This window comes from Neochlamydia sp. AcF95 (genome assembly GCF_018342455.1).
Classification (GTDB): domain Bacteria; phylum Chlamydiota; class Chlamydiia; order Chlamydiales; family Parachlamydiaceae; genus Neochlamydia.
Window position 1 is genome coordinate 16,655 of the sequence record NZ_JAEMUC010000017.1, and the last position, 20,336, is coordinate 36,990.

The 20,336-nt window shown below is 38.7% G+C and carries 19 protein-coding genes and 1 tRNA gene; 17 read left to right on the forward strand and 3 right to left on the reverse strand.

Annotation, left to right across the window (positions count from 1 at the left end; translation table 11 throughout):
* The first annotated feature begins 75 nt into the window (after nt 1–75).
* Complete coding sequence (locus tag NEOC95_RS00920; RefSeq protein WP_166154803.1) at nt 76–1,200, forward strand: acyl-CoA desaturase; 1,125 nt, start codon at nt 76–78, stop codon at nt 1,198–1,200.
* An 81-nt stretch (nt 1,201–1,281) separates the two neighbouring features.
* Here the strand turns inward: NEOC95_RS00920 and NEOC95_RS00925 are convergent, their stop codons facing one another.
* Nucleotides 1,282–2,700 carry a hypothetical protein gene (locus tag NEOC95_RS00925; protein WP_213151030.1) on the reverse strand — a complete coding sequence of 473 codons (1,419 nt, stop codon included), beginning with the start codon at nt 2,698–2,700 and terminating at the stop codon, nt 1,282–1,284.
* 214 nt (nt 2,701–2,914) lie between these two features.
* Here NEOC95_RS00925 and NEOC95_RS00930 point away from each other — a divergent pair.
* The 4 genes from NEOC95_RS00930 to NEOC95_RS09680 all read left to right on the forward strand — a co-directional run bounded on the left by NEOC95_RS00930 (nt 2,915) and on the right by NEOC95_RS09680 (nt 5,670).
* Nucleotides 2,915–2,985 (forward strand) — tRNA-Cys (locus NEOC95_RS00930).
* 82 nt (nt 2,986–3,067) lie between these two features.
* Nucleotides 3,068–3,898, forward strand: a complete 831-nt coding sequence (rsmI, locus tag NEOC95_RS00935; protein WP_213151031.1) for a 16S rRNA (cytidine(1402)-2'-O)-methyltransferase — start codon at nt 3,068–3,070, stop codon at nt 3,896–3,898.
* 91 nt (nt 3,899–3,989) lie between these two features.
* A complete protein-coding gene (locus NEOC95_RS00940; RefSeq protein WP_213151032.1) occupies nt 3,990–5,267 on the forward strand; it encodes an OmpP1/FadL family transporter in 1,278 nt (425 codons plus the stop codon).
* A 292-nt stretch (nt 5,268–5,559) separates the two neighbouring features.
* Entirely contained in the window at nt 5,560–5,670 is a 111-nt protein-coding gene (locus tag NEOC95_RS09680) for a transposase (protein ID WP_213151033.1), read from the forward strand.
* A gap of 161 nt (nt 5,671–5,831) precedes the next feature.
* On the opposite strand, the gene NEOC95_RS00950 is transcribed toward NEOC95_RS09680, so the two are convergent.
* The gene (locus tag NEOC95_RS00950) at nt 5,832–7,454 is read right to left on the reverse strand and encodes a leucine-rich repeat domain-containing protein (protein ID WP_213151034.1); all 1,623 of its coding nucleotides are present in this window, start codon (nt 7,452–7,454) and stop codon (nt 5,832–5,834) included.
* A gap of 212 nt (nt 7,455–7,666) precedes the next feature.
* Complete coding sequence (locus tag NEOC95_RS00955; protein WP_213151036.1) at nt 7,667–8,806, reverse strand: leucine-rich repeat domain-containing protein; 1,140 nt, start codon at nt 8,804–8,806, stop codon at nt 7,667–7,669.
* Nucleotides 8,807–9,022: 216 nt separating this feature from the next.
* Here NEOC95_RS00955 and NEOC95_RS00960 point away from each other — a divergent pair, with 216 nt between their 5' ends.
* From NEOC95_RS00960 to NEOC95_RS01010, 12 genes are all read left to right on the forward strand, one after another.
* Nucleotides 9,023–9,229, forward strand: coding sequence for a hypothetical protein (locus NEOC95_RS00960; RefSeq protein WP_213151038.1), 207 nt, complete (start codon nt 9,023–9,025; stop codon nt 9,227–9,229).
* A gap of 83 nt (nt 9,230–9,312) precedes the next feature.
* Nucleotides 9,313–9,564, forward strand: coding sequence for a hypothetical protein (locus tag NEOC95_RS00965; RefSeq protein WP_213151040.1), 252 nt, complete (start codon nt 9,313–9,315; stop codon nt 9,562–9,564).
* Nucleotides 9,565–9,650: 86 nt separating this feature from the next.
* A complete protein-coding gene (locus NEOC95_RS09455) occupies nt 9,651–9,773 on the forward strand; it encodes a hypothetical protein (RefSeq protein ID WP_283248231.1) in 123 nt (40 codons plus the stop codon).
* Nucleotides 9,774–9,932: a hypothetical protein gene (locus NEOC95_RS00970; RefSeq protein WP_213151042.1), complete on the forward strand. Its 159-nt coding sequence runs from the start codon at nt 9,774–9,776 to the stop codon at nt 9,930–9,932.
* A 520-nt stretch (nt 9,933–10,452) separates the two neighbouring features.
* Complete coding sequence (locus NEOC95_RS00975; protein ID WP_213151044.1) at nt 10,453–10,680, forward strand: hypothetical protein; 228 nt, start codon at nt 10,453–10,455, stop codon at nt 10,678–10,680.
* Between the two features lie 138 nt (nt 10,681–10,818).
* Entirely contained in the window at nt 10,819–11,010 is a 192-nt protein-coding gene (locus NEOC95_RS00980) for a hypothetical protein (RefSeq protein ID WP_213151047.1), read from the forward strand.
* A 257-nt stretch (nt 11,011–11,267) separates the two neighbouring features.
* Nucleotides 11,268–12,869 carry a chaperonin GroEL gene (gene groL / locus NEOC95_RS00985; RefSeq protein WP_166154789.1) on the forward strand — a complete coding sequence of 534 codons (1,602 nt, stop codon included), beginning with the start codon at nt 11,268–11,270 and terminating at the stop codon, nt 12,867–12,869.
* 124 nt (nt 12,870–12,993) lie between these two features.
* The gene (locus tag NEOC95_RS00990) at nt 12,994–14,247 is read left to right on the forward strand and encodes an ABC transporter substrate-binding protein (RefSeq protein WP_213151049.1); all 1,254 of its coding nucleotides are present in this window, start codon (nt 12,994–12,996) and stop codon (nt 14,245–14,247) included.
* Between the two features lies 1 nt (nt 14,248).
* Nucleotides 14,249–15,307 carry a FecCD family ABC transporter permease gene (locus tag NEOC95_RS00995; protein WP_213151051.1) on the forward strand — a complete coding sequence of 353 codons (1,059 nt, stop codon included), beginning with the start codon at nt 14,249–14,251 and terminating at the stop codon, nt 15,305–15,307.
* A gap of 7 nt (nt 15,308–15,314) precedes the next feature.
* Nucleotides 15,315–16,025: an ABC transporter ATP-binding protein gene (locus tag NEOC95_RS01000; protein WP_213151053.1), complete on the forward strand. Its 711-nt coding sequence runs from the start codon at nt 15,315–15,317 to the stop codon at nt 16,023–16,025.
* A gap of 382 nt (nt 16,026–16,407) precedes the next feature.
* Nucleotides 16,408–18,213, forward strand: a complete 1,806-nt coding sequence (locus NEOC95_RS01005) for a phospho-sugar mutase (protein WP_213151055.1) — start codon at nt 16,408–16,410, stop codon at nt 18,211–18,213.
* A 123-nt stretch (nt 18,214–18,336) separates the two neighbouring features.
* A complete protein-coding gene (locus NEOC95_RS01010) occupies nt 18,337–20,235 on the forward strand; it encodes a gamma-glutamyl-gamma-aminobutyrate hydrolase family protein (protein ID WP_213151056.1) in 1,899 nt (632 codons plus the stop codon).
* Nucleotides 20,236–20,336 lie beyond the last annotated feature (101 nt).

Consider the following 20,336-nt stretch of genomic DNA (forward strand, 5'->3'; position numbering starts at 1 on the left):
TTACATTGACTTTTATACTTTAGCGCATTATACTCCCCCTCTTAAACACCTATTCTTTATAACCTATGGTTTTCCATGATAAATTTAAAAAAGGGAGTTAATTGGTCTCCCACCATTTTTCTTATCATTTTCCAGGCAGCTTTAATTATCTGGCTTCCTTTTTATTTTTATTATAATAAGCCTACTTTTTCGATGGTGGCGACAAGCGTGGGGCTTTTATATGCTACAGGCTTAAGCATTACAGGCGGCTATCACCGCTTTTATTCTCATCGCTCTTATAAAACAAATTTTTTTCTAGAAGGGTTTTTACTGTTTTTTGGCTCCATGGCAGGCCAAGGAAGTGCGCTACGCTGGTCTTATGATCATCGTCTGCATCATGCATATGTAGATACTGACCAGGATCCATATTCTATCCAAAAAGGTTTCTGGTACGCTCACTTCTTGTGGATCATCGAGAAGCCTCAGCCCATCAACCCTAAAGTAGTTTCTGATTTAATCAGCAATCCTTTAGTTGTTTTCCAACACCGCTTTTACCCGCTTTTATTTATTTTAACCAATTCATTAGTTTTCTTCAGTTTAGGCTGGTTTTTAAATGATTATACAGGGGCTTTAACCTTTGCCGTAGGAGCAAGATTATTTTGTCTTTATCATTCCACCTGGTTCATTAACTCTCTTGCTCATACCTGGGGAGATCAACCCTTTTCACAGGAGCATTCGGCCGTTAACAATTATATCATTTCTTTTTTGACTTTTGGAGAGGGATACCATAACTATCACCATACCTACGCTAACGATTATCGCAATGGTATCTATTGGTATCAGTTTGATCCTACGAAATGGTTGATCTGGTTACTTAGCAAATTAGGTTTAACCTATCATTTACGTAAGACAGATAAGTACACCATCAAAAAGCGGATGGTGACAGAACATGCCTACTTGCTTCGAGAAAAATTAGTGAAGTCATGGGAAAGTAAAAGGATAGAATGGGAGCCTATCATTAATGAATTGTCTAGTAACATAGTCAGAAAGATGACAGATTTTTCTCAGCTTAAGAGCCGTTATGGAGAGTTAAAAGCGCAGTGCACCGAAACTCCTTTATTAAAAGAGATTAAAAAGGAAATGAAAGCCTTACAAAAAAGCCTTCGTCAAGACTGGAAAAAATGGTGGCAGCTTTCTAAAACAATAATGACCCATGCCTAAAGAAAAAGAAGCTTTGAATGCGGCGTGTAGGCAACGCTTTCAAAGCTTTCGAAAGGAAAGAGACCTATAAAGCTTGTGTGTTCATAGGTAAATGGATTCAATTTTAAAATTTTCTCTTTTTATCCCGGCTTCTAACTTATCGTGTATTTTATTCTTAGTCTCTTGCCAGAGTCCATCCTCTTTAGCGGACATCTCATTCAAATAGGTTTCTATCTCTTTGTAAAATTTATTTAGCTCACCATAGAATTGCTGATGATCTTCTTTGGTTTCAGACTCGGCAATATTTGGAGTAAAGGAAGGAGCTACCTTGATCTCATGCTTTATCCATTGGATAATCACCCGCGCAAGATCAATGGCTTGATGCTGCAAAGGGATCTCTCCTTCATCATAAGGATCAATAATAACACTGTGATCTTCTTTGGTACGGACATTGCCAGGAGATAAGTCCGCAATATAATAGTCCGGGTTAGCAAATATTTGAGAGAACACATCCTTTATATCTTTAAAAGCGGTTTCACCGGCAATATATTCATAAATGTAGTAGCCTCTCTCCCAAATATCCTCAATGTTATAAATATGCGCCACAGATATTCCTTTCATCTGGGGAGTCAATTTTAGCAATTTTTTATAGGCCCTTTCAGTGGTAATAATCGATTGCTTTCTCTTCATTTCACTTAAAGTATCATCTCTTAATATTTTAATAACCAGATCAACATTTTCTACTTTCCATACATGATGAAAATCTCCATGGCCTAGATAAGTTAAAATTAATCTCTCCCCTTTTTTAATCAATATTTTCCCTAATTTATCCTCTAAGTCAGGACCCTCATAGTGCAGACCTTTTTTATCATCCGGCAATAGCTCCAGGCTAGGTTTTACTAATTCTTGCTTGTAGTAAGAAAGAGGAAGAAGAGCACTTTGAGTAAAAGCATTTTGTTTTTTTTCCTCTTTCGGAGGAAGCGAAAATTGCAAGCGCTGGGGCTTCTCAGCAGCTTTACCCGCACCAGGAAGGGAAAAAAGTTTTCGAGCCAAAACAGAGCTTTTGGAAAGCATAGTAGGTTTAGTGCCAGCAAATGGTGAGGGCGGAAGGGAAGAAGAAGTACCAAAACCGATTTTTAGCGCAGGCTTATTTTTAGGCAAAGCTGTCTCGTCAGAATCTAATTTGCGATGCTTACAATTGGCGCTATTCCCCTCCTTTTCATCATGACTAAGCTCATCTATGGCTCTTAATCTTTTTGTACCAAGAGTGAAAGATAGCTTTTCAGGCTGATTTGAAGAAGCACCGAAGTCTAATTTTATCCCCAGCCTAGTTTTGGGTGAAGGAGTATCCTCTTGTTCTAATTTAGGCAATTTAAAAGGAGGTAAAAGCAAATCTTTTTCTTCGTTTCTAGGATGTTTTCCTCTAGAAGCGCTATTTCTACTTGGCGTGGGTGGTGGTTGCTTAGGCTCACGGGGAGGTGAAAGATTCTTGAGGTAAGAATCGTTAGGGGAAATGTTCATTTTATCTCCATATTAGTAATAAATCTATATTTATGGGAAAAATTATAGTTAATCACCTTAAAAATTTCAATATAATAAAATATAAAAGCTAATATCATTTAAAAATATATTTTTATAAATAAAAAAAATTAAGCTTAAGCCTTTGAAATCAGTCAGCATTTTTATATTGACGGTATAAAAGGTGATAGGATATAAAGTTCTCTTGCTTAACTAAGGTGGCATGGCCAAGTGGTAAGGCAGAAGCCTGCAAAGCTTCGATCCCCAGTTCGAATCTGGGTGCCACCTTAATTTGTTAGGCTTTCAAGCTCACTCTTAACTTTAACTCATTCTTAAAAACCCTTTACCTTCTCTCCTCGAGGTATTTAGTTTGTTATACCTAGTTGCAACACCGATCGGTCACTTAAAAGACATTACCTTAAGAGCAATTGAAACGCTGCAAGCCTGCGATTATATTTTATGTGAAGACACACGTCATAGCCTGATTCTACTTAAACATTATGAGATTCATAAGCCTTTAATTAGCTTTCATAAATTTAATGAAGCTTATAAAGAAGAACAAGTTATCCAAGATTTAAAAAACAGCAAAACCATCTGCTTAATCTCAGATGCTGGTACCCCTGGTATTTCTGATCCAGGCGCTCGCCTGGTTAAAAGATGCCTACAAGAAAATTTAAAAGTTTTCTCCATTCCCGGTGCCTGTGCAGCCATAAGCGCTATCTGCATTTCAGGACTGGAGACCGACCATTTTTTATTTTATGGCTTTCTGCCGCGTCCACAAGGCGCCTTAATAAAAGCTCTTTCAGAAATTTTAAACCAACCTTTTACCTCCATTTGTTATGAATCCCCTGAACGTATCCAGAAGGCATTAGAAGCCATCCATCGTCTAGATGCGCATCGCGAAGTTGTGATCGCCCGCGAGCTTACCAAAAAATTTGAAGAGATAGTACGTGGAACAGCACAACAATTAATTGCCCGCCATTTAGAGAAGAAATTCAAAGGTGAAATTGTGTTGCTCATTGCTAAGAATTCTGGTCCTTCTTATGAAGAATGGGCCGACCTATCGATTGAAGAACATGTCTTTAGGCTGCAGCAAGAAAATGCTATCTCTTTACCAGAAGCCATCAAACAAGTCGCTACCCTGCGTTCTATCCCTAAACGACAAGTTTACAATATAATTCATCATCCTAAAAAACTTTAGTTTTTATTTGATTTTTTTACCTTTATACTCTACAGTACCCACTAAAAACTGCTTTATTTAATTAAAGCAGTCCAAACATAAAGGAGAAAAAGTGGTAAAGTTTTCATTTAAAAAAATGATAGCCTCTCTGTGCTTCGTGCCCTGTCTTGTCCTAACACCTACAAGTGCCCACGCTGTTATTGCTAGCGTAAAAACCTTTGGTATGGCAGCTACCGGTATTGCTTACCCTCAAGATGCTCAAGCAGCTGTTTTTAATCCTGCCGGGATGGCTGACGTGGGAGATCGCTATGATCTAGGATTTGAAGTAGCCCGTACCTCACGCCAAGCTACAGTTAGAGGTAATCTTTCACCTCTTCCCGGTGTAAATGGCAAATTTGACGCCAACCATAAGGCAAAATATGCTTACAACGGCGATTTTGGTATCAACAAAATGTTGGGAAACAACATGTCGTTAGGCTTAGTTGTTTATAACCGCAACTTTAGCAAGACCAAATATAAACATGCATTACCTTTGTTTGGCACCTCCAAAGTAGGTATGGAATATGCTCATGAAACAATTTCCCCCACATTCTCCATCAAATTATTAGAAAAACATAATTTTGGTGTTTCTCTTAATTATATGATTCAACGTCTATGGGTTCAAGGGTTGCAAAATTTTGCTAAAGAAGCATTTGGCGTAGGCATTTTCAGCAAATTTCCAAAATATGTGACGAACCATAAATATAGCTATTCACAAGGGGTAGGCTTTACCTTCGGTTATAGATGCCAAGTGGCAGATAGATTAAGCGTTGGTGTCACCTATCAGCCAAAAACTTACATGAGCAAATTTAAAAAATACAAGGGTTTCTTAGCAGGAAAAGGAAGACTTAATATCCCTCAAAAAATTGGGGCAGGTTTTGCTTGGCGTCTACTCCCCTATGCAACCTTAGCCTTTGATGTCGAATATATCAATTGGCGAAAAGTAAAAGCCCTTCACAGGCCTTTACAGGATAACTTAACAGCTCATAAGCTTGGCGCCCATAACGGTACCGGTTTTGGTTTCCGCGATCAATGGTTTTATCGTTTAGGCTTAGATTACGAACTTACCGAATGGTTAACTGTTCGTGCTGGCTATCGCCATACTCGAGCTCCTATCAAACGCTCTCAAACAGCTGTCAATGTTTTGACTGTTGACACCATCGAAGATTACCTTACACTAGGTGCGACCGCTTGTCTTAACTCGAGTAATGAAATCTCGATATTTTATGGACATGGTTTCAGCCATAAGATTAAGGGTAAAAACTCTATTCCTCCTTCATTTGGCTTAGGAGAAGCCAATATTAAACAGTCTGACGATGTATTTGGCATCTCTTGGGGCCATACCTATTAGACAAGTTTAATCTTGTTATAAATTAAACGCTTAAGGGCTAAAACTTACGTTTTAGCCCTTTTTTATTTTAATGCCTTTTTATAAACTTTTTTTGAAGCAAAAGCTTGCAATCATCTCTAAGAATGTGCCTCGAAACTCTTGCTTATTGATAAAATGAAAGCAGACTCCAAAAAGGAGGAGCATCATGCGTGAAAGCTATCCTGAGGATTTAAAGTGATAAAGAGTGGGAAGAAATCAAGCCTATTTTCTCTGTTTTCTATGAAAAAGAAGGGAAGCACTGTAAATCTTCTAAATGAGACTTATTAATGCTATCTTTTATATGAACTATACTGGATGCCAATGGAGACATCTTCCTCATGATTTTCCTCCTTGGAAGACAATGTTTGATTGTTTTTCTAGGTAGAACCTTGCTGAGAAATTTGAGGAGATGAATGCTACCTAAGAAAGAAGAAAAGATATTAGTGACTTTTGATGAGACGGAAAGCTCTCTACATTCTTGGAATCTTTTAAGCATATGATTTGTTCCTTTAACCTATTAGCTGATGAAGACGCAAGCCATTTCAGTTACAAGCAAAAACGCTGCTTTATTATATTTGGAATATTTTCCAGCGGATTTTCTTTCACCTGAAGTTTTCGTAGAGCTGGTAGCTGTCCTATCTCGGCAGGAAGAGAGGTTAGCTGGTTGTTATCTAAGTAGAGCTCTTGCAGCTGAGAAAGCTGCCCTATTCCGGCAAGAAGGCCAGTAAGCTGATTGTTTTTTAAGTAAAGCACTTTTAGTTGCGATAGCTGCCCTATCTCTGCAGGAAGAGTAGCAATCTGGTTACCTTCTAAGTGAAGATATTCTAGCTGAGAAAGCTGCCCTATCTCTGCAGGAAGAGTAGCAAGCTGGTTACCTTCTAAGTGAAAATATTCTAGCTGAGATAGCTGCCCTATCTCTGCAGGAAGAGTAGCAAGCTGGTTGCCTTCTAAGTAAAGCTCTTGCAGCTGAGAAAGCTGCCCAATTTCCGCAGGAAGAGAGGTTAGCTGGTTGCTGCTTAAGTAAAGCTTTTGCAGCTGCGATAGCCGCCTTATCTCTGCGGGAAAGGCGGTGCGTTGGTTATTGCTTAAGTTAAGCACTTCCAATTGCGATAGGTGTCCTATCTCTGCTGGAAGGAAAGCAAGCTGGTTGCTGTTTAAGTAAAGCTCTTGCAGCTGAGAAAGCTGCCCTATCTCTGCTGGAAGGAAAGCAAGCTGGTTGTTGTTTAAGTAAAGCTCTTGCAGCTGAGAAAGCTGCCCTATCTCTACAGGAAGAGTAGCAAGCTGGTTACCTTCTAAGTAAAGCTCTTGCAGCTGAGAAAGCTGCCCAATTTCCGCAGGTAGAGTGTTTAGCTGGTTGTATTCTAAGTTAAGCATTTCCAGTTGCGATAGGTGTCCTATCTCTGCTGGAAGGGAGACAAGCTGGTTGCTGCTTAAGTCAAGTTTTTGCAGCTGCGATAGCTGCCCCAACTCTGCAGGAAGGGAGATAAGCTGGTTGCTGCTTAAGTTAAGCGCTTGCAGTCGAAGCAGATGGCCTATCTCTGCAGGAAGGGAAGTGAGCTGGTTGCTGCTTAAGTAAAGGCCTCTTAGCTGTGATATCTGCCCTATCTCTGGGGGTAAAGAAGTCAAGCCAGTTCCTGTTAAATTTAAGCTCGTAATATTTTTGCCATATCTTATGATCCACTCTCTAAACAGCTCTCCTTTCTTTTCTAAAGGCAAATACTTGATTTTTTCTTGGTCTAAGTATTTCTCTCCACCAGGAATTTTTTTCCACACTAACAGGCGATTAATATTCACCAGATAAGAAGAGTAATTAGTCAGAGTAAGATATCTTTTTTCCTCGGTTATCCATTTAAATTCTAATTCTAAAGGTGAAAGAGAGCTAGCTAGAGTGAAGGTTTGTTTAAAGATGGCATTTACCTTTGCTGTTTTGGAAAGCTCTTCTTCTAGCTTATAAATCCTATCTAGAACAACAACCTGCTTAGCAACATCTCCTTGAGGAACATGCACTTTACCTATTTGCCAATAAAGAGAAGGCATGACCTCGTTAGTTAGCAGATGGCGCCATCTTCCACATACGCTAAATAAGGAAGGGCTAGCACAAGCCTTTAAAATAGGGACTAGTATTTCATTAGGTAAATGCTCAATGGTGGCAGAAGAGCTAGGGTTCATGGTATGGCTTCTTTAAATTAATCATGTTGTAGTCGTTTTTAGGGCAAAAAATACATGAACAAACAAAACGTGCAAGCAAAATCTAGAAACAAATAGCAGAAATGATATTAGAGGCTTTTGATGAGCGGGAAGGTTCTCTACATCCTTGGAATCTTTTAAGCATATGATTTACTCCTTTAACCTATTAGCTGATGAAGACGCAAGCCATTTTGCTACAAGCGAAAACGCTGCTTTATTTTATCTGGAATATTTTCCAGCAGATTTTCTTTCACCTGAAGCTTTCGTAAAGCTGGTAGCTGTTTCATCTCGGCAGGAAGAGACGTAAGGTGGTTGTTGTCTAAGTAAAGCTCTTGCAGCCGAGAAAGCTGTCCTATCTCGGCAGGAAGAGAGGCTAGCTGGTTGTTATCTAAGTAAAGCACTTCCAGCTGCGATAGCTGCCCTATCTCTGCGGGAAGGGAGGTAAGCTGGTTATTATTTAAGTCAAGTCCTTGCAGCTGAGAAAGCTGCCCTATCTCGGCAGGAAGGGAGATAAGCTGGTTGTTGCTGAAGAAAAGGTCTTGCAGCTGAGATAGCTGCCTTATCTCAGCAGGAAGGGAAGTAAGTTGGTTATTGCTTAAGTAAAGCTCTTGCAGCTGAGACAACTGCCCAATTTCTGCAGGCAGAGCTGTGAGCTGGTTGTTGCTTAAGTCAAGCCAATGCAGCTGAGACAGCTGCCTAATTTCTGCAGGCAGAGCTGTGAGCTGGTTTTTGCTTAAGTCAAGCCAATGCAGCTGAGACAGCTGCCCAATCTCTGCAGGTAAAGAAGTCAAGCCGCTTTCTGCTAAATCTAAGCTCGTCATATCCTTGCCATATCTTACAATCCACTCTTTAAACAGCTCTCCTTTTCGTTGTAAAGACAAACACTTAATTCCTTCTTGCTCTAAGTACTCTTTTCCGCCAGGAATTTTTTTCCACATTAACAGGCGATTAATATTCACCAGATAAGAGGAGTAATTAGCCAGAGTAAAATATCTTTTTTCCTTGGGTTTATCTTTAAATTCTAATCCTAGAGGTGAAAGAGAGCTAGCTAAAGTAAAGATTTGTTTAAAGATGGCATTTACCTTTGCTGCTTTAGAAAGCTCTTCTTCTAGCTTATAAAGCTTATTTAAAATAAGAGTCTGCTCACTAACATCTCCTTGAGGAACATGCACTTTACCTATTTGCTTATAAAGAGAAGGCATGACTTCATTAGCTAGCAGCTGGTACCATCTTCCGCACACGCTAAATAAGGAAGGGCTAGCACAAGCCTTTAAAATAGGGACTAGTATTTCATTAGGTAAATGCTCAATGGTGGCAGAAGAGCTAGGGTTCATGGTATGGCTTCTTTAAATGTCATGCATATTTTTAGTCGCTTTTTAGGGAATATATAGAAAAAACCACAAAACGCACAAGAAAATATTAGAAATAAGATCCTTAGACTCTAAACTTGGAAGCAGTGGAATATAAAACGGGTTTAAACAGAAGTATTGGCAAGAACAAGATAAGGAAGGATTAATACATACTGAAAGCGTAGCAAAAGGAGGTTGCATATGCTTAACGAAGAAGAATTTAATAAAGTATTTAATCGTTTAAAGAAGCATCCCGGTTTATTAGAATCTATCAGAGATTTATTAGATATTACCGAAGGAATTAAAGGGACTGAAGTGGCGGATGATGCTGAATTTGCTCTTATTCCCGAAGTTAGAGGCTTAGGGGAAAAAATGCCTTGTGGATTGGGCAGAGCATCAAGTAAATGAACAAGAAGCCAAGGCTCGGGAAATGAAATTAAGGCAGCACCCAAAAAAAACTAAGTTGGCATACAACATTTGGGATAGTAGGTATGGAAGAGAGATGCTTCCTACAAGCAGGAAAATTGATTAGACCCTTTTCCTTTTCTTCCAAGGTTAGATGTAGAGGGGATTCTTTACCGTTAGAGCGAGCAATAACCGACTTTGGAGCAGATATTGCGTTTGGAAAAGTAGGAAAAAAGATGAAGGAGCATTATGGAATCGAAGCTTCTTCTTCCATGGTTAGATTGATTACCCAAAAGTATGCAAGCAAAATAGCTAAGTTAAAAAAAAGAAGCGGTTAGTCAAGAAGCAATCACTATCAATGAAATAGATGGGAGTATGGTACCCATTGTGGAGATAGACGAGGCTGACAAACAAGCAAAAAAAGATGCAAGAAAAGCAAGAAAAGCATGTTGGAAAGAACTTTTGCTTAAGTTTGCCAAGGGGCAGGGACAGAGCCAACCGCTTTTATGCTGGTGATATTGGAACGGCAGAACAAGCAGGTCAATAGATGCTAGAATGTGCCCTTATAGCGGGCATGAAAGAAGGCAGCTATGTGCATGCCATTAGTGATGGAGCGCCTTGGATAGCTGAACAAGTAAAGCTAAAATTTTGCAATCGAAGCGGCCACTTAATTGATTTTTATCATCTATGTGGATATTTATCTTAAGGTGCGATTGGGTGCATTATTTTAGAGCTCACAGAATGGTTAGAAGAGAGTAAAGAGAAGTTAAAAGCTGGAAAATGCCGAGAGGTTTTCAAAGAGATTGAAAATAAGTTTAGTACTCTAGATCGACCTGAGCAGGAGAATGGTTTAATAAGATTAATAAGATGTTATAGATAGATGAAAAAAAGATTGGATAGGATGAATTATAAAAGCACTTTAGATAAAGGTTTACCGATTGGCTTAAGGCGAGATAGAAAGTCGCCGTAAGGCATTCCAAAAGAGGCTGAAAATAGCGGGAACGTGGCGGAAGATAGAAAATGCTCATGCGATGCGGGATTTAAGAATAGTAGATTAGATAATCTCATTAGGAAGCTTACTGGAATTCTTATAAAGCTGCTGCTTAGAAAAGATTGCCAACAATTTTGTTTATACCCTCCCCTAGAGACTCCGATAAGCTTTTTACTTGCCACACTACTTATAATTTTGCTATGTTGATTAAACTTTTCACCTGGAGATTCTAGCTATGGCCTTCCATCCACATAAAGACCTTAAATACATTTTACACCCTTATATATTCGTTCTTAAAGAAAACCAAGGCATCCAAAACGACCTTTTCGACTATTCACTGTGGATGATGCGTATTTCTCCTGAAACTATACGTTCTCCTAAAGGCGTCGAAGGGAAAAAAGGAGTAGTGGGGAACGATTTTGATGCTCTTCAAGCGCATCTAAATTTTTCTTCCCTTCTATAAAAGATTTAGAAAATTAAACCTTCGAGAATAAATTTTGACAACTAGCACTCTTTTGATTGAAGTGCTAAAAAAATCTAAAACTCCTTGCAAACTTTTCCCGATTCCTATATCTTTTGGTTTTCAAATTAAGGTAGAAAAATGAATTTAACTTCTGCGATTCACTGCCTAGCAAACTCAGTGATTAGTACAGATAGAGATATAGGCAATCTTTTATTTTCAGCTTTTCTAGCTAACAAATTAAGTAAACACTATCTTCGCTCGCCGGGTGAAATTGAAACTAGAAATCTTGGTAATTTACAGAATTTTTTAAAGGCTAGGAAAACCCCTTAGAATGAATCTACCTTTTGATAAAGGGGTCTCTATCCTTTGAAAGCTAAAAAAGCAACCAAAATTTAGGCTAAGCGGACATGAAGGTTACTGTAATATATACCCTACAAGCGTAGGATAAAGCATTTAGGATGGATAGATTAACAAGTAAATGATTTCAGTCTATCTAATCCCCTAGCTCTATAACAGGCAATTAAAGCAAACTTATTTTGTATTTTAAATAACTTGTACAATTCGTTGACAACAAGGAGTAAAGAACAATGTCTTCTGCACCAAAACAAATCATATTTGAAGAAGAAGCTCGCGAAAAGCTACTTGCGGGTATTAAAGAACTTTCTACAATTGTAGCATTCACTCTTGGACCACGGGGTCGAAACGTTGGCTTAGAAAAATCCTGGGGAGCACCTACCATCACTAACGATGGAAGCACGATTGTTAAAGACATTAGCTTAAAAGATCAGTATAAAAACATGGGCATTTCCATGGCTAAAGAAGTCGTACAGAAGATGAAGGAAACCTGTGGGGATGGAACTACGCGAGCCACCTTACTTTTAGGAGCGATGGTAGAAAATGGCATTAAATTAATTGCCTCCGGTGCAAGCCCTATCAGCGTGAAAAGAGGGATTGACAAAGCTGTTGAAGCAATAGTGAACGAAATAGATAAGCAAGCTATCTCTGTACAAAGTGATCGGGAGATCCTTTCTATTGCCAATGTGGCAGCTTCTGGTGATGAAGAAGTGGGCAAAATGATTGCCGAAGCTATAAAAAAAGTAGGTAAGAATGGCGTAATCACCATTGAAGAGGCCAAAGGGACAGATACAACTTTAGAGATGGTAGAGGGGATGCGTTTTGACCGTGGCTACTTGAGCGCTTACTTTTGTACGAACAACGACAAAATGATTGTCGAAATGGAAAATCCTCAGATTCTCCTTATCGATCGTAAAATTAATAGCATTCATGAATTATTGCCCATCTTGCAGTCAGTCGCTACCACAGGTAAAAATCTACTCATTGTTGCTGAAGATCTAGAAGGAGAGGCATTATCTACGCTGGTAGTAAACAAACTAAGAGGAACTTTGAAAGTAGCCGCTGTGAAAGCTCCCGGATTTGGGGATAGACGCAAAGCTATGCTAGAAGATATTGCTATCTTGACTGGAGCAGGAGTAGTGTCGGAGGAGACAGGAATTTCCATGAAAGAAATTCCTGATCATGTCCTAGGATCTGCCGAAAAAGTTATTATCACTAAAGAGCATACCACTATTATGAATGGTGCTGGCCAGCCCGATGCTATCCAAGCCAGAGTGAAGCAAATTGAAAACGAAATTAATAACACCACTAGCACTTATGACAAAGAAAAGCTAGAAGAACGTAAAGCTAAATTAAGTGGTGGAGTAGCAGTCGTTCGTGTAGGAGCAGTGACTGAAGTCGAGCTCAAGCCCAAAAAGCAACTTTTCGAAGATAGTTTAAACTCCACCAAAGCTGCTATTGAAGGTGGCATTGTGCCTGGTGGAGGGGTGGCTTTTATTCGTGCTAGCCAAATTGTCCCTACCCTTAAACTGGAAGGTGACGAAGCCCTTGGAGCTAAAATTGTGGCCACTGCCTGCGAAGCACCTCTTAAGCAAATCGTATTTAATGCTGGACATGATGGATTAGTAATGCTAGCAGAAGTGCGACAAGCAAGCGCCAATTTTGGCTTCAACGTAATGAGTGAAAAGATTGAAGATTTAGTAGCTAGTGGCGTAGTAGACCCGGCTAAAGTCATAAAAAATGCATTAACCTATTCGGCTTCCGTAGCAGGTATTGTGCTGATTTCTGAAGCGCTTATCGGCGATGCTGAAGAAGAGGAAGAAAAACAGAAATAATAAGGGTGGAGTGTAAGCCAGATAGAGGATAGAAAAACTAAAACATTCTAGCTTAGCATCCCTTACACTCCTCTTGCTTTTCTACTTCTCTTGTTTTTCAATTTGAGCCTCCTTTTATCTAAAAATGAAAAAAAAATATTTTCTTGGCCCCTTTGCTTTTTATGTCCTTCCAGTTAGTATCATGCTCATCTGGTGGTCTGTAGCTTTTAAACCATCTAATGATCAATTATCCGACCTGTATCCCCCTTGTCCTTCCTCTAAGCCCCTACCCTCTATATTTAAATACCTCTCTACTCTCCAACGTGAAAACATTCATCAAGCGTTAAATGGAGATTACTCCATGATGAGTAAGCTCATCACTGACTGGGACCATGATGCTCAAATCATGGAGCAGTATGGCTATAACACTGTCAAGCGCTTGTTAAGAGAGGATTTTCTAAGATGCCAGCTTTTGGCAAGGCAAATTAATAATAGTACTAGAGAAGATCTTAATCTTCTTCATGATCATTACCGTCTTCCCTCTATTCAAGATGATAATGGGAACATATTTGATTTATCAACTTCTTATAAACGCTTTCTTCCGCAAACTTTTGTGGCAGCAAGCTTTTTGTTAGCGCTTAGTGAGCCCGAATTGATCGTTGCTTTACCCGCTGGAATGCGTAAGCAGGCCGCTATCTATCCTAAGAAGCTCACCCATCTTATTGCTTTAGATGCAGATCGCTATCATACAGAAAAATTGTACAATGCCCGTCCTGATATCGCTTTTGTAGCAGACTATTCAAACCCCTCCACACTGGAAGCCTTAAAAAAACAAGGGATTCCCCTCTTTACTTTAAAACATGTTAACTCACCTGAAGAAGTTCAAAATGCCTTACTTCGTATTGGACACATCATCAATCGCCCGATAGAAGCTGAGCTGCTAAATTATTTTGTTGAAGCGGCTATGCTAGCTATTGATAATCGCTTTAACATGATAAGCAGCACCTTCCCTTCTACCCATCTACCCCCTAAAGTTCTTTTCCTTAAGCACCATCTGACCTTTTCAACGCCTTCCTCTCATACCCTTACAGGCAAGCTACTCAATCGTATGGGCGTTAAACAATTATTGGGCAGCGCGGGAAATTCACATAAGCACGCTTGGACACTACCCATCCATCAAGAGCACATTAGGCAGATGGATCCAGACTATATCATTATTGCTACCTCTGATATGGATATTAATAAGCGTAGTTTCCTTAAAAACCAGCTCTTCCGCCTATTAAAAGAAAAGACAAATAAACCTATTGCTTTTGTAAATGAAGCCATTCAAGAAAGTCCTTCCCAGTATATGGTTTTGGCTTATTATGATTTGTATACAGCGTTAACGCGAGTCAATTAAAATGCATAAGCATCTTTTATACGTTATCCTTTATTTGATCCTCCTTTTATCTGTTATCCTTACTTTAACAAGTGGCGAGACAGAATTTATTCAAGTGTGGAAAGATGCGCTAGCACAATTATCAGGTTCTTCATCCTATTGGAATCCTCTTTTAGACGAGAGGCTTCCAAGGCTTATTGTATTGTTATGTACAGGAGCTTCTTTAGCTGTAGCAGGAACGGTCACGCAAGCCCTTTTCCAAAACCCTCTAGCCTCTCCTGGTGTTTTAGGAATCCCAGCGGGAGGCAGCCTACTTGTCGTGATAATTTTTATTTGTGAATTACACTACCATTATCCCTACGCTATCCCTATTGCCGCATTTATTGGTTGTTTAGGTACCCTGCTTGTCGTCTACTCTCTTTCTCGTAGAAAAGGGTATGTGGAATTAACCCATATGGTCTTGACAGGTATTGCTGTGTCTACGCTTATAGTTACTATTCAAAGTTCTATTATCTATGCTTTTCGAGATCGCTGGCATATTATACAAACTTTAACCGAATGGGAAGCTGGGTCTACCTCTGATCGCAGCTGGATGCATGTGCATTTGCAACTTCCTCTTACTCTTTTTGGCCTCTCAAGTTGCTGGCTCTATAGCAAAGAAATCAATATCATGGCCTTTGGAGAGGAAGAAGCTAAAAATCTAGGGGTAGAAGTAGATAAAATTCGCTGGCGGCTATTTTTAAGTATCTCTTTATTAATTAGCGGCGCTGTTGCCGCGGTGGGAAATATAGCATTTTTTGGTCTTCTACTCCCCCATCTTATTCGCCGCTTTGCAGGTCCTAATAATCAGCAACTGATCCCTCTTGCTATTCTTGGCGGTGGTGCTATTTTAACTGCTATGGATGTAGGCTTGCGCTTTTTTTCCTTGCAAGCTTTTTCTATAGGAAATATCTCAGGTATAATGGGAGGAATCTTTTTTCTTTGTATATTAATGGGAAGTCGTTATAGGCACGCTTTGTTCAGAAAAGGAGACTATGCGTGTATGCTTCCACTAGCTTTCATTCTGGCTGCTAACTTATAGGAAATTAATGCTTGAATTAAAGAATTTAACTTATAAAGTAGGCCATAAAACCTTAATCGATAATATTTCTTTAAAATTTATACCTGGCTCTATCTATGGCATTATTGGCCCTAATGGTGCAGGAAAAAGTACTTTGCTTAAAACTTTGACAGGTATATGGAAAGCTACCGCGGGAAAAGTATTCTGGAATAACCAAGAACTCCTCTCTCAGGATAGGACAACAATTAGCCGCACCTTATCCCTCGTTCTTCAAAATCCACAGCCCCATTTTGCTTTTAGCGTAGCTGAAATGGTGGAAATGGGCACTTATCCTCGCCATGACCTTAGAAAAAAAGAAAAAAAAGCTAAAGTTCAGTGGGCTTTAGAATTAGTCAATGGTTGGCATTTAAGAGATGAACGTATAACTGAAATCTCGCAAGGAGAAAGGCAAAGAATTTATATTGCTCGCTCGTTAGTCACGCAATCGCCTATATTGGTATTAGATGAACCTACCTCTAATTTAGATATCAAACATCAACTAGAAATATGGAATTTACTGCGCCAATTGTCTCAAGAAGATAAATTAATTATTGTAGCCAACCATGATTTATATGCTACTGAACGTTTTTGCGATCAAGTAGCCGTTTTGAAGCAGGGATGTCTTTTCTATCAAGGACCCTTTGCCGCCATGAAATCCTCCTCTTTGCTTTACGAAGTGTTTGAAATAGCCCACCTGTGAGAGGGCTTTTAAAGGAATAGCTTTGTTTCTTGCATGAATACCTTAAATTTTAGCTTACACCTTTTAAAGCAACTAAGTCTGTTTAGCCAAAAAAATTAGCCTTTTTCTAAGCTGACTCTCCCCGTAAAAACAAGCTTTTTATTAAGTGTATAACTACATAAAGAGTTGCTCAAAAAGCGTATTATTATTTGATCATACAAGCAGCTTTCTTATCTTTCAGGCAATATGCCTACCCTAAAAAATCCAGTAAGCTTATAGGCTTTTAACTTAGATTTTTAATTGCTTTTTCTCTAAGCAATTAACTTTTTTTACTTTTTATTTATATTTTTTTATATTAAAATCATTTATTTAAACTAACACCTCTCTATTTTTCATTTTATTTATGACCCAAATTTTGTGCGTTACCCAGTTTGATGCGGTGACTAATCGTAATATCAATGCCTGGCTTAAAGAAGGGTATGATGAACAGACAAAGTTAACCATAAAGAAATTACTCAAAGAACATCCTGAGGAAATAGCTGATGCATTTTCTACCAATCTCTCTTTTGGTACAGGAGGCCTACGGGGGCTCATAGGAATAGGAACCAATCGCATCAATCACTATACCATTAGGGCTTGTACGCAGGGCCTGGCTAATTACTTAAATAAACAGCCTACCCACGCTGCTCAGCTTTCTGTATTAATTGGATACGATTGCCGTCATTATTCGCGTGAGTTTGCAGAAGAATGCGCTAAAGTTTTAGCAGGCAACAGCATTCAGGTATATATCTATCAAGATATTCGCCCTACTCCTTTAGTCTCCTTCGGATGTCGTTATAAAAAATGTGACGCTGCTATTATGCTAACAGCTTCGCATAATCCTGCGCAATATAACGGCTATAAACTGTATGGAAAGGATGGAGCGCAGGTATCACCTCCTCATGATCAACTGATTGTTAAAGAAATCAATGAAATTACCGCTCTTAAAATGATTAAGTATGAAAAAGAACTCAACCACCCCCTTATAAAATGGATAAAAGATGAAATCGATCAAGCGTATTTAAAAGCTATCATGCCTTTGCAACTCTATCCAGAAGAAAATAAAAAGGAAGGCAGTACTTTAAAAATTGTCTACACTAGCTTGCATGGGACTGGGATTACAATTTTGCCTACAGCTATGAAAAGCTGGGGATTTTCAACTATAAAATTAGTGACTAAACAAGTAACTGTTGATGGGAATTTTCCTACAGTAAAATCACCTAATCCGGAAGAAGAAGAAGCCTTAAAGCTAGGTAAGAATACTCTTAAGCATGTTAAGGGAGAAATTTTAATCGCTACTGATCCGGATGCCGATCGCGTCGGCATCGTGATTAATCATCACGGCCACATGTATTCTCTTGATGGTAATCAGCTGGCTTGTCTCTTGCTGGATCATATTTTAGAAGCACTTTCCAAGCAAAAACGTCTTCCTAAAAATGCTGCTTTTGTGAAAACTATCGTTACCTCAGAACTTTTTCAAAAAATATGTGAAAGCTATGGTAAACCATGCTTTAATGTACTTTCAGGCTTTAAGTATATAGCGGAAAAAATTCGTGAATGGGAAAGCTCATTGCCTTGTTATCAGTATTTATTTGGTGTTGAAGAGTCTTGCGGCTATCTCTATGGAACTTTAGCACGCGATAAAGATGCAGTCCTTACCTCCCTATTAATTTGTGAAATGGCTTTACACACTAAACTTCAAGGCAAAACATTAATAGATAAACTCCACGAGCTTTGGCAAAAACATGGCACTTATGTAGAAAAAACTTTTGTTTTAAAATTCAAGGATACTAGCGCTGGCAAAGAGCAAATACTCAGAGGAATGAGTGCATTACAAACAAATCCTCCTCAAGCAATTGGAGGGATTGAAGTGATTAGGATGGAAGATTACTTGACATCCAAACGAATGGATTTGAAAACAGGAAAAAGTGAGGAAATTTTTCTTCATAAATCGGAATTTTTGGTATTTTATTTAGCTGATGAGTCTAAACTAGCCATTCGCCCTTCAGGAACAGAACCCAAGCTTAAAGTTTACTGTGGGGTGAGAAAGAAAAATTTTATAAATGTGGAAGAGGCTGCAGCGGAAGGAAAAAAGCATGCTCAATTTCTTCTAACAGCCTTTCAATGCCAGCTTTATAAAGATTATCTAGGAAGCATAAGCAATGATTAGCCCCACTTTTTCTTCCAAGCGATGTTCTTAGTGAAGGCAAATAGCAAAGCTAGTAAGAAATAACTAACTTTTCAACATAATTAAGCTTCTTATTTCAAAGGTAGATTAAGGAAAGATATTTGTATGGTGCTTATAAATTCAGATGAGCCTTTTAGTTGCTTAAGGCAAAGCTTTTTAGAAATAGATCCTGCTCGAAAAAAGCTATTTTTGAATCAACTCTCTTATTCCCAGCGAGAAGATCTTCTTAAAATCATTCGTCAGGGTGCTAAAGCGCAAGTTAGTAAAAAAAGTTTTCTTTTTCTAAAAAGCCAAGTAAAAAACATTCATCATTTAACGCCTAATTTAACAAGCACACGCAATTATTCCATTCTTTCTCAAATGCTTGCCAAATGCAAAGCCTTGGTAAAGCATTTATTAGCTTTTTTCAATATTATGACTGCTATGGCTACTCACTTAGTGGCTCAAAAGATTTTATTTAAAAATAAAACTTCCGTAGAACAAAAACCCTATATTACTGAACTGGCTTTTCTGAAACTTCTCCAGGCAATCTCCTGCTCTCAGGAAGGTAGCCATAAAATCAACTTCGCAAAATTACTAACCGAGCATGGATATGCTGCCGAGTTTAAAAATATTGAATTTTCTGCTGACTTTCAATTTTTTAAGAATGCTGATTTGGAAGGAATTGTTTTTAACCACTGTACCCTTCGCTGGAATCATTTTGGAAAATCAAAATTAGAAAATGTGGTTTTTCAGGGATGCAATTTATCGAATATATCTTTTATGAATACCTCTCTTACAAATTGTTTCTTTAATCACTGTGAAATGCGCGAAGTAATGTTTACAGCAGCCGAGCTGCATAACACGGCGTTTAAAAGCAGCTCGCTTATTACTTGTAGTTTTGAGGACGCCACTCTACGCCAATGTTCTTTTCATAAAGTTATTATGCCAGCCACACATTTTCTTGAAGCGGTAGTCATTGATACTGCCATCCAAAAAAGTGAATTAAAAAATACAGTATTTTTTGGCAACTTAGATAAGTTTGATTTTCCTGCCAATGATCTATCTCGTCAAAGTGCTATAATTTCTAAACCCGCTACAGCTATTTTAGTCGATCCTGAGAATCGAGGGTTAAGTGTTCCCAAAGTATTCATCAAATTAGATAAGATTGCTGGCTTGCTGCCGCTTCGTATTACCGTTCAACCACAAAAGCTTACTAAAGAAGCTACAAATCAAGAAGCTGACATTCTAATCAATAAGGTAGGCCCCTATCACAAAAGTAAAACTCCTATTCCTCAACGCATCATGCAGGCTATAGCTGAAAACCCTCATCTCTACCCCAGCTGTGCCTCAATTTTAAAAAAAGCTCATACATTAGCCTCTGAAGTAGATTCTTTCTTTCTGCCTGGTGGTGAAGATATACCGCCTGCCCTTTATGGAAGAAAACAGGAAAAGCCTACAGAATGGGATAGAGATTATCGTCGTTCTTTTCTAGAATTGTCGATGATGCATTACGTCCATCATCAAGGGCTTCCTCTAATGGCTAATTGCCGAGGCTTCCAGCTAGCCAATGTTTATTTTGGAGCCCAGCTTGAGCAACATGTGGAGGGGCATAACAATGTTTTACAAATATTACATCGTGCGAAAAAATTTTATCACGGGCTTACTTATAAAGCCTTAAAAAAGCCTATAATTAGCTTAAGCTCCCACCATCAGGGGATTCCCACGGAATTAGCAGCCACTGAATTTATTGAGCCTTTAATAGAATATGAGGGCTTAGTGAAGGCCTCTGAAACTGAATACTCGGGAGCCACGCCCCTAATATTATTGCAATTTCATCCTGAATTTCTCAAAGCTCAAACTGCTCACACATTTTTTTTAGAGTTAATTGATAAAGCCCTAAACTTCCTTCTGTCTAAAAGAAACGATCTCTTTTGGAAAATATTTTTCGACAGTGCGAATACCCATCGCTACCGCAAAATTGCCTTAGCGGCTTTAAAAAATTCTGTAAAACTTCATCGATAATTTTTTTGAGAGCACTTTCGGCATCTTTCAAAAATATGATTATGGATTTGAAAACTTAAGCTTACCAAGTAAACTTTCTAATAGTTATTTCTCTACTTAAA